This window comes from Dongia deserti (assembly GCF_003574735.1).
Lineage (GTDB): Bacteria > Pseudomonadota > Alphaproteobacteria > Dongiales > Dongiaceae > Dongia_A > Dongia_A deserti.
The window spans coordinates 582,989-596,298 of the sequence record NZ_QORW01000001.1; the positions used below are offsets into that span (position 1 = coordinate 582,989).

General features: G+C 63.0%; 11 protein-coding genes. 9 read left to right on the top strand and 2 right to left on the bottom strand.

Annotated elements, in window-relative coordinates:
- Positions 1–61: 61 nt before the first annotated feature.
- Together DTX69_RS02860 and DTX69_RS02865 are read right to left on the bottom strand one after the other, a co-directional pair.
- Positions 62–1,069, bottom strand: coding sequence for an adenosine deaminase (locus DTX69_RS02860; protein WP_119299953.1), 1,008 nt, complete (start codon positions 1,067–1,069; stop codon positions 62–64).
- Positions 1,066–1,812, bottom strand: a complete 747-nt coding sequence (locus DTX69_RS02865) for a GntR family transcriptional regulator (protein WP_119299954.1) — start codon at positions 1,810–1,812, stop codon at positions 1,066–1,068. The genes DTX69_RS02860 and DTX69_RS02865 overlap by 4 nt, the downstream gene beginning before the upstream one ends.
- A 754-nt stretch (positions 1,813–2,566) precedes the next feature.
- Between DTX69_RS02865 and DTX69_RS02870 the strand changes: the two genes are divergently transcribed.
- The 9 genes from DTX69_RS02870 (at position 2,567) to DTX69_RS02910 (ending at position 13,208) form a co-directional block, all read left to right on the top strand.
- Positions 2,567–3,085, top strand: a complete 519-nt coding sequence (locus tag DTX69_RS02870) for a response regulator (RefSeq protein ID WP_284735506.1) — start codon at positions 2,567–2,569, stop codon at positions 3,083–3,085.
- 54 nt (positions 3,086–3,139) lie between these two features.
- Positions 3,140–3,562 carry a response regulator gene (locus DTX69_RS02875; RefSeq protein ID WP_119299956.1) on the top strand — a complete coding sequence of 141 codons (423 nt, stop codon included), beginning with the start codon at positions 3,140–3,142 and terminating at the stop codon, positions 3,560–3,562.
- 2,005 nt (positions 3,563–5,567) lie between these two features.
- The gene (locus DTX69_RS02880; RefSeq protein ID WP_119299957.1) at positions 5,568–6,020 is read left to right on the top strand and encodes a response regulator; all 453 of its coding nucleotides are present in this window, start codon (positions 5,568–5,570) and stop codon (positions 6,018–6,020) included.
- Positions 6,007–6,531, top strand: a complete 525-nt coding sequence (locus DTX69_RS02885; RefSeq protein ID WP_119299958.1) for a PAS domain-containing protein — start codon at positions 6,007–6,009, stop codon at positions 6,529–6,531. Before DTX69_RS02880 ends, DTX69_RS02885 begins: the two co-directional genes overlap by 14 nt.
- A gap of 564 nt (positions 6,532–7,095) precedes the next feature.
- Entirely contained in the window at positions 7,096–7,764 is a 669-nt protein-coding gene (locus tag DTX69_RS02890; protein ID WP_284735507.1) for an AfsR/SARP family transcriptional regulator, read from the top strand.
- Positions 7,765–8,008: 244 nt separating this feature from the next.
- Positions 8,009–10,399 (top strand): hypothetical protein, encoded by a 2,391-nt coding sequence (locus DTX69_RS02895; protein WP_119299960.1) that lies wholly within the window; start codon positions 8,009–8,011, stop codon positions 10,397–10,399.
- Positions 10,396–11,661, top strand: a complete 1,266-nt coding sequence (locus DTX69_RS02900) for a hypothetical protein (protein WP_119299961.1) — start codon at positions 10,396–10,398, stop codon at positions 11,659–11,661. The genes DTX69_RS02895 and DTX69_RS02900 overlap by 4 nt, the downstream gene beginning before the upstream one ends.
- 15 nt (positions 11,662–11,676) lie before the next feature.
- Positions 11,677–12,081, top strand: a complete 405-nt coding sequence (locus DTX69_RS02905) for a hypothetical protein (protein ID WP_119299962.1) — start codon at positions 11,677–11,679, stop codon at positions 12,079–12,081.
- Positions 12,078–13,208, top strand: coding sequence for a hypothetical protein (locus DTX69_RS02910; protein ID WP_119299963.1), 1,131 nt, complete (start codon positions 12,078–12,080; stop codon positions 13,206–13,208). The genes DTX69_RS02905 and DTX69_RS02910 overlap by 4 nt, the downstream gene beginning before the upstream one ends.
- The last annotated feature ends 102 nt before the right edge of the window (positions 13,209–13,310 follow it).

The window sequence follows — 13,310 nt, forward strand, 5'->3', positions numbered from 1 at the left end:
AACCTTCCTTGCTGCCGAACGTGCCGGCAGTCCCTAATCCAGTCAGTCTGGATGCTGCGCGTTAAGCCGCGTAGGCCCGCAGCTCGGCGAGATAGCTGTCGCGCGTCGCGCGTGGCAGCCAGGCGCTCTCGAACGCGTTTGCCGCCAGTTGAACCAGCTGCTGTTTGTCCAACCCGATCTCCTCCTGGACACGCTGCAAGTTCTCATTCATATAGCCCGGGAAATAGGCCGGGTCGTCGGAGTTGACAGTGACGCGCATGCCCCGTCGCAGCATCTCCGCGATCGCCTGCGACTTGCTGCCGTCGGTGACGTACGCGTTGGAGATCGGACACACCGTGAGCGCGAGCGAGCGGTGCTTGATCTCCTCACACAGTCCCGGATCTTCGAGCGAGTTGACGCCGTGGTCGATGCGGTTGACGCCGATGTCGCGGATGGTCTGCCAGATGTGACCGACCGAGCCTTCCTGGTCGACGTCGCAATGCATGGTGAGGAGAAAGCCCTCCGCCCGCGCGCGCTGGAATACCTTTGCGAACTTGACGGGCGGATTGTTCTTCTCGTCGGAATCCAGGCCCACGCCGATGATCCATTCCTTATAGGGCAGCGATTGCAGCAGCGTCGCCATCGCGAACTCCGCACTCCAGTCGCGCAAGAAGCACATGATGAGCTGGGACCGGATGCCGAGTGCGGTTTCGGCCTGGAGTTGTGCCCGGCGGATGCCCCGGATGACCGTGTCGAAGGTTACGCCGCGCGCTGTGTGCGCCTGAGGGTCGAAGAACATCTCGGCATAACGGACATTCTGCGAGCGCGCCTTGGTCAAATAGGCATAAGTAACATCGAAGAAGTCCTGCTCGGTCAGGAGCACGCTCATGCCCTCGTAATACACGGCCAGGAATGACGGCAGATCATCGAAATCGTAGGCCGCCTTAAGGGCCTTCTCGTCCTTGTAAGGGAGCTGCACGTTATTGCGCTTGGCGAGCTGGAACTTCATCTCAGGCTCAAGCGTGCCTTCGATATGGACGTGCAGCTCGCACTTCGGCATCCCCTCAATGAAAGATCTCAGATTGGTCATGCCTCTCCTCCCGTGATGCGTTGGGCGTGCTTGCCATTCCCCTTCTTTCGGACCGCGGCGATCGGGGTCTTCATCGGCTTGCCGAGCGCCAGGTGAAGCGGCTGCATGAGCAGCGCCTCGTCGTCGATGCGGTAGCCTCTGGCCACCAGCCGGTAATGCTCGTCCATCAGCTGCTGGGCACGCGTCCACTGCTTGCGATCGATCAGCGCCACTAGGCGCTCATGCTCGTCGCACAGCTGGCAATGATCGAAATCGCAGCGATACAGCGCCTCAAGCAGCCGCGCGCGCCGCTTGAGCTGGGCGTGCAACTCGATCGCAACGCGGTTGCGTGTGAGGGCAACCAAGAGATCGTGGAATTCGAGGCCGAACTCGCCGGCCAGCTGCTCGTTGCCATTGGCAAGGGCCGCCTTCTGACGTTCGACATTGCCGCGCAGTTCTGTCAGCAGGCTGGTGCGCGGACGATTGCCAAGCTGAGCGATCACACCCTGCTCGACGATGGTTAGCGTCTCAAATACCTCGACCGCCTCTGCCAGGCTCGGCTTCGCGACGAAGGCGCCACGATTGCGCTCGACGGTTACCAACCCGTCCTCAGATAGCCGTATAAGAGCTTGGCGGACGACAATGCGGCTCACTTCGAAGATCTCGGCCAGCTCGCGCTCGCCAAGCTTCGCGCCGGGCACCAGCCGGTGAGCGAGAATGGCCTCGCAAATCGTGGCAGCTATCTGCTCCGACCGTCCGCTCACCTGTCCCCCAGCACCGCCGACGCGATCCAGATTGGATTACGCATGATCTGAAAGTGGATACCAATCTATCAGCGATAGGTATCCGCATCAATGGCTTTCGCCAGCTGAGAATGAAAGATGCCGGCATAAGAGAGATGCATTTGCCTGTGCCCCGGCGCCCATATGCCTCGCCCCCACCGCCGGCCAGGCGAAACTGCAGTCTGGCCGCTCTCGGGCAAACATCACCAGCACATCCCTGACGGCCAACCAAGTCAGCAGGGGTGTCGCGGGGCTGGACCAACATGGTGGTCTGCTGCCGATCCGAATTGCCGCCGATGGATTGGAGGTCACTGCCGTTGTCAGCCGCCATCCATCCCGAATGAGTTCAGTGAAGACGCACCACGGACGAGGAGCCGTCCGCATGCGCCAAAGCCAGGTCTGACCTGCACCGCATCGCGCTCACAACGGCGGTTTTGGGTCAAAGGCAACAGTACGCGGAGGTCGGCGACAAGTCCGGTCTACGTCGGATAGCTGAACCACCCTCGCTGATACGGCCTGCGGCGATGGCAAGTAGTTCAAAGCCATGACGTGCTTCGAGCAATTCAGCGGACAGTTGCGAACGAGGTTCGGTCGAGAGGCGTGTGCCACAAAGCCAGGCACCGGATCGGGGAGTCATTCGGCTGGACTGAGGAACAGCTTAATGCGCTCGCCTGGGATTTTCCGCTCATCGTCCAGGGCGATGCCTCATCATCGAAGACGACCCTGACTTCGTGCGATGCACAATGGCGATGACAGCAGCCAGCGCGCGCCTTTGTCGCACCATAAAACGTTTCCGAAGCCATGTGGAACCTCGCTTACAGTCTCACGTTTGCGACTCATGTCGAACCGATCGAAACGAGTCCCTCTGCAGGTCAATGCCGAAACGATTCTGGTCATTGAACCGGACATTCTCGTCCGGATGGTGGTCGCAGACTATCTGCGGGAATGTGGATACAAAGTCATCGAAGCGACCGGCGCGGAGGAGGCGATGACAATCCTCAACGCCGGGCGGAAGGTCGATGCCGTGTTCTCCGAGGTCAAGCTGCACGGTGCGATGGACGGTTTCCGGCTGGCGCAGTGGATCCGGGCCAATCACCCACGGATGGAGGTCATTTTGACCACCGGTGTGACAGCGACTGCAGACAAGGCCGGTGAATTGTGCGACGAGGGCCCACTGGAAAAGCCGTATCATCCGAGGCAAGTCGTTCGGCGCCTCAGGATGTTGTTCGAAAGGCGCCGCAAGGCGGGGCGCTAAGGTATTCTCAGAGCGGGACTGGAACCCTCCTAACACTGACGTGTTCACTGCCTTATGGGGCAGGTGCAGCATACGCCGGATGTGGCCCGGGCAAGGGATGGGACGGTCCTCGTCATTGAGGACGACGTGATTTTGCGCCTGGACACCTGCGAGTATCTACGCAGCAAAGGCTATCATGTCATCGAGGCTGCGACGGCCGAGGAAGCCATGGCCGTTCTCAGCGCCCGCGACCCCGTGGACGTGGTCTTCTGCGATGTGCAGCTTCCCGGCTCGATCGGCGGTCTTTCCTTCACTGTCTGGGCCCGTGAGCACTTCCCATCAATGCCTGTCATCCTGACTTCGGGCAACTTGCCGGTGGCTGAGAGAGTTGTGTCTGGACGCCCGGTTCCCTTCATCGCCAAGCCCTACGACCCCGATGAAGTCGCAGGCCAGATCGCCTCGCTCCTTGCCTGTTCGGGGCAGTCCGGCGGCAGCTGAACAGGCGCATCCTCGAATCCAGGACTCGGCTAAGCCCTTGGAGCGAGGCCAATCCATCTCACTGCGATGCCGGCATTCTTCGACTGAGATCTTCGCCGTCGCGTCACTGTCGGCCAGAGCGCGCTTTCCCCGGCCCCAGTCGTGGCACCGGATGGTCGACGCTCCTGAAGCAGATCCTCCGCAACCAACGCCGAGACCCGTTCGGCCCGGCCTGAGTGGTCGCAACCCGTGGTTCCCCTTTCGGGCCGAAGGCGGCCACACTCTATCTATCGCAGGATGTCGCTGCAGTGCCAGAACCGGCCCCTGCTCTGCAGCAGCCGTTCGCTTGGTATTTCAAATCAGATAAAGCACCAAAGTAACCGTTTGCCGCCTCTCCTTGCCTACCATGATTGCCATTGCGAGGTGATCAGAGATGCCGCCGATCGGGCCAAGGCAGGACGGCTCGGCATCTGGTCCGGTACTTTCCAGCTGCCATAGGAGTGGCGGAAGGCATACTGTCGACCGCAGGACCCTCAGTCATGATCGAAGCAATTACTCCTCAGCAATCTCGAAGAGCGAGGTTGGCTTGCTGCCCGTTGAGATGACCAAGCCAACGCTATCGCCCGATACGATGAGAGACTTGACGCCGGCACGAGGGATTGGAATGCGCTTGCTTCTGCAGTGGAATCATGGCGGCTCCGACAGCTGCCGGCCGCACGACAACCCGCTGGGGCTTTTGTGTATCAACTGGTTCGATCACCAGCGCTACGGTAATGTCTGGTGCTTCCTCCAACTGAAGCGCCGTAATCGTCCCCGCTGGCAACTTCTGCTTTAGCGAACGGAAATGAGCGACGATTGCTTCGATAAGCTCGTCTGGCGAGAAGGTGATTTGTCGTGTTTCCGTTATCATTCTATTCCGCCCCACCCCGCTGGATGCATTTCGGACACCTGTCGACGATTCGCTGGTAGGCTACGACATCATCCGCTCTCTGAGAAGCCAACTGGACTTAGTATGCGCGGCCGCGACGCCATCGCACTTCCACCTGAACGACCTATCGGCTCCGGTCTAACGCGGCATCCGTACGCGGTCGCCACCCGATGAGTTCGTCGTCTGGGCCGGAGAAGTCGAAATAATCCTCGACGGCGACAAACTGATCGACGCGGCGGCCGCAAGCGTAGGCGAAGGCGCGCGGCGCTGTCTGCTTTAACCCAAGGTTATTGAGGTGGCGGCCGGATGCGGCGGACTAAAGTTCACATATAAAGCCCCGCCAACCTTTTCGTGGCTGGCGGGGCTATGCGTTGTGGAAGCGCCCCGGCGAGGCTCTCAGCTCTCATCGAATGGCTCGCTCGGCGAGCACGGGCGAATCCTCTGCTGGCCCGGTACTACGACCGGACCTTTCGGCTTTGTCGAGAAGTCGATTTTTCAGGTAGCAGTGCGGTGGGTTCATGTCGGTTACGGCACCTCCTGTGAATTGTTGCGACCCCGAGGCCCGGCATCGTTCCCTGAAGATCGAGAGCCATCCCTCAATCCGAATCTGCCGGGCACTTCGTTCCTTGGATCCTCGTGGCATGTAGCCAGCTTGCGCATGATGCCGGCTCGGCGCGCTCCAAAGGGCGGGGCCCCTGATCGTCAACCAGCGGCGGCTCTCGATGTCTGCGATGCTGCGGCCACTATGGCCTCCACGGCTCAGATCCGAGCCGGATGCACTCCTGAGGTCAGGCGATATCCGGCAGTGCCTGCTTGGGTGGGGTCATATGAGCACCTCCTTTCTGGGAGGGCGTTAGACAGACAATCCGAGAGTGCGCCTGGCGCGCCATACGGTCAAGACCAAGTCCTGACAATTTGTTCTTCAACTGCTTGACTAGCGGATGAAGCCCTGCATCCAAGTGAACTTTTCGCTTATGAGGGCGCAGTCATGATGTCAGCCCTTCGAAGTTTACCGGCACTCGCGTCTAGTCCAAATGAACTAGCGCTTCTGCCGCGCTCCAAGAGTACCGAATCTCAAGACCTACTGTGTAAAACGGGGTGGATGCCTTCGAAGACCAGAAAGCCATGAGTGCTGCTTCCGGGACGTGCCTTGTCATCGACAACGAAGTCGCCTTCGCAACTTTCGTGCAGCGAGTCGCCGAGGGCATGGGGCTGCACACTCAGATCCTGACTGATCCCATACAGCTCGAGCAGACACTCGCGGTTAGCTCTCCAGACATCATCACGCTTGATACGGACATGCCGGGCCGCAATGGGCTTGAAGTGCTACGAGTTCTATCGGCGTGGCGGCTCGAGAGACGGGTGATCATGATCAGTGGAACTCCTCCGGACCACACCAGCGCTGGCAGGCCGAGGGTAGCTGGTTTCGAAATAGCAGCAATTCTGATGAAGCCGGCCAGGAAGGTCGAAATCGAATCCGCGCTTGCTGCTGCCCTTGATATGCGCGACGACCGCCGGCACTCCGACTCGAGACCTCATGTACCAGCCTGAATTGAGTCTTTCCTGCCTGGAGCTGGAGCTCCGCGATCCAAACTATCCTGACCTCATCGATGCTCTCGACTACTGGGATGGGAAGCATGGCCAGCGGTTCGCGCCCAGCCGCGCCGACATCGAACCGCTGGACCTGATAGGCGTCTTGCCCCGCATCATGTTAGCGGATGTGCTATCTGATCCCTTGGGTTTCCGCTATCGCCTCAGCGGCACCGGGATTTCCGACATCCACGGGGAGGAGCTGACCGGCCTTGCCCCGCTCGATCTCAAGCCCGTCGAATATGGCCGCTTGATTGACCGTCACTACAGGCAATGCGTCTCCGAACGTCGACCTCTCCTTCACTTGATCATTCTCGATCTGGCACATCGCAGCCGGGCATACGCTAGACTCCTCCTGCCACTGTCCAACGATGGCGAGCAGGTCAACATGTTGATGGCCGTGGACAGCGCAAACCAGGACGGCCGCGAGCTGAGGGAGTTTTTCGATGCACAGACCCGGCCGCAACCCTAACCTCCGTGGCACCCATTGAGCCAGGGCCACGTCACCATGCAAGAAAGTGTGCGGAAGGAGTCAAAGGCGGCGCTTCGACAGGTTCCCGCGCACGTCAGTTGACATACCGAGGCCGGAACGTAGTTGCAGCACTGGTCAGCTAAACATTCAGCACCGGACTTTCATGGCGGAGACCAGTATGTCGCCGAAGTGCCAAAAGCTGACCCATATAGCTCGCGCCCTCATGTCGCGCTTGTGCCAGTGGCACCCATGCTACTGATGCGTACACCGCCTTTTACCACAGGGCTGGCCACCCCAGCTCCGTCACCCATCCCGCATTTTTTTGATGGTGCTGCTTGATAGCACATGGGGATGAGAGTCAGAGATCGAGTGAAGAAATATCCGCCCGATCCTTCATCGATTGTTGCGAGTCCAGCATTTTTGTGGTCGAGTAACACATATAGCTTCCTCTGAATTCTGAACGACCTTACGCCGCGGACGAAACCCAGGGGCAGATGTACGCGTGCCCGCTCGCCGCCCTCGAACTCGTTTACGGAAGCTGACGATATGGTCGATGCAGGTCGCATGGTCGGGATCGTCGGCCGCCTCGGGATATACCCGATGGTGCGGCTGTCCCTCGCTGCTCGGCGGATCCTTGCTTACTTGGCGCTTCGTGGGCAGCCCGTCGCCCGGGGGGTGGTGTCGGCTGATCTTTGGCCGGATGTCGTGGACGATATCGGCCGCGCCAATCTTCGCCGAGCGCTGTGGCACGTGCCGCGCGGGTGGGTGGACGCCGTCGGCGACGAGCTGCTGCTTGCGGCAGAGAACGACCTCGCGCGCGCGCGTCGCGTGGCTGGGCGGGCATTGAATGGTGAGCCCCTCACGTTTGACGAAATCACACTGCTCTCGAATGACATTCTGCCGGGATGGCACGAAGAGTGGGTCCTACCAGCCCAGGATGCTTTCCACCTGCTTCGCGTACAAGCCTTGGAGGCAGCTTGTCGAACCATGGCGGCATCGGGCACCTATGCGCTCGCAACACAGGCGGGGGCAGCCGCCATCGCCGCTGAACCGCTGCGGGAGTCGGCTGCCGAAGCTCTCATCACCGCGCACTTGGCACAGCGAAATCGGTATGAGGCGGCGCAATGCTTCCGGACGTTGGCGAAGAGACTCCACGATGAACTCGGCGTCGCGCCGGATCCTGCACTGACTAAGCGTCTCGTCGGGATCGATCTGGATCGACTGGCGTCCTGATACTCGGGACATATAGCGTCATCATTTCTTCATCGGAACCTGGTGGATGCCATCGGGACACCGTGGGCGACCGCGGTCGTCGCCGAACCGGTGCGTGACTCGCACGACGCAACGAGGACGCTGCGCGGACGGATCGGCGACGCCGCCGTGCGCGTTCCACAACGCCAGCCGGGACGCCAGCTTGGACGCCGATGGACGGCTGGCATGGTCGACTTCGCCCCAGTCCCTGGCGGAGAGCCGTATCATGACAATCGCATACGACGAACAAGAGCGCGAATGGAGCGCGCAGTCGGAGCAGAACCCGTTTGCGGAAAGCCTGTCGGAAGCGCGCGCGGAGCCCGAGAGCGCCGCGACTACATCGGAGGCGCTCGTCTCGTGGAACGAAAGCCTCAATCCCTTCTCTGAGACCCTGGGCGAAGCACTGCCTGAGTCCGAAGCCGACCGCCTCCTCAACGAAGCCTTCGCCGAGTTTCGCGACGAGGGGTTCGACGAGGCCGTGTCCATGCTCGCCGAGGAAACCGAACAGGCTGTCGGCGAACGTTTCATCGGCGAGTCCCCGTCGTCGTCGCAGGAGCGCGAGCGCTATGCCGACGCGCAGCTTGCCCCCGTGCGGTTCGAGGCGCAACAGTACCTGGAAGCGCTCGAAGCCGGCCTGTCGGGTATGGAAATCGGTTCGCTAAGCGAAGCACAGCTCGCCGAAGTTCTGGATCGCTTTGATCCGCAAACCGGCGAACTCACGCCCGCCGGTGAGGAATTCGTCGGCGCGATCGTACGCAAGGCGAAGAAGGTCGTTAACGTCGTCGCCAACACCGCGAAAAGTGTCGGCAAGATCGCCGGCAAGATGTTAGGCCCCGTGCTGCAGAAATTGCGCGGGCTGATCAACCCCCTGCTCCGCCGCGTGCTGGCCTTCGCCATCGGCCGCCTGCCCGCCGCGCTGCAACCCGTCGCGCGCACGCTCGCGGCGAAGATCACGTCCGAAGCGGAGGCCGAGGACAGCTTCGATGAAGCGCCGATGTCCCCCGCCAACCTCAGCGACGTGGAAGCGTTGTCCGAGTCGTTCGACGCCGCATTGGCCGAAGCCTTGGTCGATGGTGCTGTGGGAACGCCGGAAGCTGACTCGTTCGACACCGGGGAGGACGAAGCGGATATGGGCGGCCGCGAACTCGAAACCCTGGCGCAGGAGCGCGGCGTCCTCATTGATCGACTGCGCGCCGCCGGCGACGATGAAGGCCTCGCACCCGACGTCGAACAATTCGTCCCGGCGCTGCTCGGTGCGCTACGCCTGGGTGTGAAGCTTATCGGGCGACCGAAGGTCGTTCGCTTCCTCGCGAAGTATCTCGACCAGGCGATCCGCCGCTGGGTGGGGCCGGCGCAATCCGGTCCGCTGTCCAACGCGATCGTCGACACCGGCCTGCGGCTGGTGTCGCTGGAAAGCGAGTCGAGCGATACCGAATCGCTCAACGACGAGGCCGCGCCAGTCGCACTGGCCAGCGTCATCGAAGACACGGTGCGCCGCGTCGCCGAAAGCGAAGACTACGTCCTCGACAACGAAGACCTCCTGCAGCTGGCTGCGGCCGAAGCCTTCGGCGCGGCCGTCGCCACGCATTTCCCCGCGAAGTACGTGAAGCCCGCGCTGCAGCAGGCGCCGTCGATCGGCGGTACTTTCATCGCAAAGCGGCCGCGCAGCGTGCGCACCTATCGCAAATACAGCCGCGTACCGGAAGTAGACGTCACCGCACAGATCGCCGACGCGCTGCCCACGTTCGGCGGCGCGACCCTCGGCGCGGTCATGCGTGCGGCCGGCGCGACGTTTCCGATTCGCGCGCGCATGCACATCTACCAGTCGGCAGCCGGCACGACGCTGCCGCGCATGGTGCGGCTCGATCGCGCAAACGCCTCGGGTCGCGGCTACGTCACCACGTCCAGCGTGCACCCGTTGACACCCGCCGCCGCAGGAATGCTGCTGCGCGAACCGCAGCTCGGTGTGGCGGTGCCCCCCGCGTTCCTGCGCTCGCGCAACCGGATCGCGGTGGGCCAGCGGTTCTACGTGCTCGAGCCGATGGGTGCCGCCGGTGCGCTCGCGCTGCCGGTCACGCGCGGCAGTCACGCCGCTGGCGCGCGGCTTGCCCCAAGCCGCGCGTGGATCACCGCCAACCTACGAAAGTCGCGCGTGACCGTCGGGTTCTATCTGTCCGAGGTGGAGTCGCAGGGCGTCGTCGAGGCCATCCGCCAGGGCCGTGGCGGTCCAGCGCTGCTGAAGCTGTTCGTGTCCGCCTACCGTGCGATAAATCGCGGTGGACCCAGTCCGCAAGCTCATATCCGCGTCGTGCGCGAAGACGGCGAGGCGTTCGAAGAGCTCGCGGCGCGCGCCGGACACCTGCCCGCGTTCGCCGCCCTACGCCGCCGCCTCCGCGGGTGGGTGTTACCCGCGCTGGCCGCGTGGGTGCGCACCAACGGCGAAGCCTTCGCACGCGCTGCCTCGCATCCCGAACCAGGCGTGACGGTGCGCATGCGCCTGACGTCGGTGCCGGGATTGGAATCGTTGGCGAACCCGCGTGCGAACGCCGCGCGCGGTGCGCCGATGGGCACGCCGACGATCGCGATCACCGTGAAGCCGGGTCGCCCGAAGTCATGACCAGCACCGCCCACATCGATGATGCGTTGGTCGTCGCCGACCTGGAACGGCAACTCGCGCACTGGCTCGCCGCCGCGCGCACGTTCCGCGATGCGGAAGAGTTCGCGTCGCTCGAAGCCTGGCGCTCGGTCGAGCGCGACACCGGTGCGCCACTGCGCAGGCAAATGCATGCGACCGTGGAAGAACTCATCGCGCTGGGCAACGCCACGGCCGCGCTCATCCAGGCGGCGCACCGTGACCCGTCGAGGATCCCGCACGCGTCCGCGGGGGTGCAGCGGTTTCGGCGTCGCTACCAGCAGGTCGACACCACTCTCGATTTCCTTGGCGACGCGGTGAACTCGCGCACGAGCCCAGTCCTACGCGCTGCGCTGACCAACCTGGATCGGCTCGCTGTCGCCAGCATGGCGCCGGTGCTGCAACGCGCGAACAAGCCCGTGCCGCGCGTGCTCGTGTACCAGGACAAAGGCACCGGCGCATCGATCCTGCGCGCGGGCGTCCGTCTGTGGGCGCCTGGGGCGATCATGCCCGTCGCGGCGATCAAGATCGTGCGTCACAACCTCTATCGTCCGACCTCCCTCTTCCATGAAACGGGCCACCAGGTCGCGTTCCTCACCGGCTGGGTGCCGTCGGTGCGCGATGCCATCTCCCGCGCGCTCGCCGGCGACGCCGAACTGCAGGCGATGTGGACGCCCTGGGCCTCGGAGATCGCAGCCGACGTGTACGCGTTCCTGCACACCGGCTATGCCTCGGTCGCCGCGTTGTACGATGTGGTCGGCGATGTTAACACCATCCTGCGCTGGCCCGTCGGCGATCCACACCCGATCGGCTGGCTGCGCACCGCCCTGGGCTGCGCATTTTCCGCGCAGTGCTACGGCCGGCAAGGTCCGTGGACCAAACTGCTGCGCGCGATGCAGGCACGCCATCCGACGCACGGAGTCGATCCCACGCTGCAAGGGCTTCTCGTACGCTCGACGAAGGCGATGCCTGCGATCGCCGCCGCCTGCCTGTCGGCACCCGTCCCGGCGCTGGGCGGCAAACCGATGACCGACATTCTCGATCCACAGCGCGTGTCGCCCACCGCGCTTGCGGAACTCGAGCGCACCGGCGGTCCCGCGCTCTGGAGCTCACTGCATTGGCGGCGAAGCGAGGGCATTCGCCTCATCGCGCTCGCCGGCCTGCGCGAAGCCGAACACCCCGACACCGCGCCCGCGTGGATCGACCGCGCCCGCGCGTGGCTCACCACCGAAGCACGCGTCGCCTGACGGAAGGACAAAACCATGCCGCAAGCTCAACCCTCCGGACCGATTGATCCAAAGCTCGAAGCCCGACTGGCGCTCCTGGAAGAAGTCTTCTGCAAGTTCGCGCGCGATGAAGCCACCCAGAACGTCATCGGTGGCGGATTCAGCAATGTCGCAGACCAGCTCGAATCGATGACTCGCTACTTGCAGGGCATCAACGAGCAGATGGCGCCGCTCCGCCAACTCAGCGGGCCGAAGGCCAATCTCGATCATGACCAGAGGGTACGCCTGAAATACCTGGTCAAGTCATTGACGGCGCCGCGGTGGACTCTTGCCGCGGTGTCCATCCCCGAACTCCCCGTCCGCTACATCGGGCAATCCCTGCCTGAGCAACCCCTGATGGCTCTGGACGAGGACGTCCAAGAGAGGAGCGCGGCACAATGATCCAGCAACTCGTCAGACGCATCTTCGACGTCGGCCTGCCCGCGTTCGGCGGCATGCCCGCGGTGCCCGCGAACGACCTCAACGCCGCCGCGGCCGTGGTGCTCACTTCCGATCCGCTGGACCTGGTGCTGTACATGGAACAGATCTGGGATCTGTTCGATCCGTGGAATCCGAATCCCAAGCCCGCGGGCCCGGCGCGCAGGAACCTGTGGACGACCGGCCGCTTCAACATGCTCGGCACCAATGGCAACCCGGCATGGGACCACCTGGGCTACAGCTTCGTCATCGAGAACACGCGCGCGGTGCAGATTCTGCGCCGCGTCGTGCGCGAATACCGTTCGGGCGAAGGTCTCGGCATACCGTCGGTCGCGACGCAACGTTGGTTGAATGTGTCCGAAGCGTTGCTGTTCGGCACGATGAACCCGATGTCGCCGTGGCTGGTGATGGGCTCTCCTCCGCTCGAACCCGAAGCGGAACGCCGCGCAGCGTATTTCCGCCTGCTTGGGCTGGAGCTCGCCTTCGGCAGCGAAGACAACCGTCCGCCGGTCTACAACAAGGCAAACGCGGCGAACGTTGGATTCGTCCGACTGTTCGAGGAGTTGTTGTACGAGTTGTGGCAGGCACTGGCAAACCTGAAGAACATGTCAGGCGTCAACGTCGCCGACAACGACCGCATCTACCGCATCGCCGAGGAACTGCAGTTCATGCTGCGCTCGCGGCGACAGGGCCAGTTGCTCGCGCGCGAGGAACTGGCCGCAGCGATGGTGCTGGGCTGGGTCGACCTCACGCTCGCCACCGACACGCCCGTCGTGCAGGACCTCAAGGCGAACGCGACCTCATCCGCGACCCGCTTGAAACTCATCGGCCAACGCGTCGGCCTGCCCGCGCACGGCAAATCCGGGGAGTTCTTCTCCATGGCCGCCGAACTTTCGCTGTTCCTGCGTACCCTCGAGTCCAACCTCATCACCGGCCCAAGCACCGCGGCAGTATTGTACACGCCGGCAACACCGGTCGGCGAGGCGACTCATCGCGTCATCACCGAATGGTCATCGGCCACAGGCAAGGACCTGAAGTCCCGCGCGCGGCCGGTCGAGACGCAACGTCGCCAATTGATTGCCGTGCGCTAGGAGGACATCATGGCCAGCGCAAGAGACCCGGGCATTCTCGACCTCGATAGTCCGTTCGCCGAGGGCTTCGACGCGTCGGAGGAGCAGGACGCGCGGCTTGAG

Coding starts and splice junctions, on each gene's coding strand:
- DTX69_RS02890 (WP_284735507.1), top strand. CDS start 7,096: ATGGTCGGGATCGTCGGCCGCCTCGGGATATACCCGATGGTGCGGCTG.
- DTX69_RS02870 (WP_284735506.1), top strand. CDS start 2,567: ATGCACAATGGCGATGACAGCAGCCAGCGCGCGCCTTTGTCGCACCAT.
- DTX69_RS02905 (WP_119299962.1), top strand. CDS start 11,677: ATGCCGCAAGCTCAACCCTCCGGACCGATTGATCCAAAGCTCGAAGCC.
- DTX69_RS02875 (WP_119299956.1), top strand. CDS start 3,140: ATGGGGCAGGTGCAGCATACGCCGGATGTGGCCCGGGCAAGGGATGGG.
- DTX69_RS02910 (WP_119299963.1), top strand. CDS start 12,078: ATGATCCAGCAACTCGTCAGACGCATCTTCGACGTCGGCCTGCCCGCG.
- DTX69_RS02895 (WP_119299960.1), top strand. CDS start 8,009: ATGACAATCGCATACGACGAACAAGAGCGCGAATGGAGCGCGCAGTCG.
- DTX69_RS02900 (WP_119299961.1), top strand. CDS start 10,396: ATGACCAGCACCGCCCACATCGATGATGCGTTGGTCGTCGCCGACCTG.
- DTX69_RS02885 (WP_119299958.1), top strand. CDS start 6,007: ATGTACCAGCCTGAATTGAGTCTTTCCTGCCTGGAGCTGGAGCTCCGC.
- DTX69_RS02860 (WP_119299953.1), bottom strand. CDS start 1,069: ATGACCAATCTGAGATCTTTCATTGAGGGGATGCCGAAGTGCGAGCTG.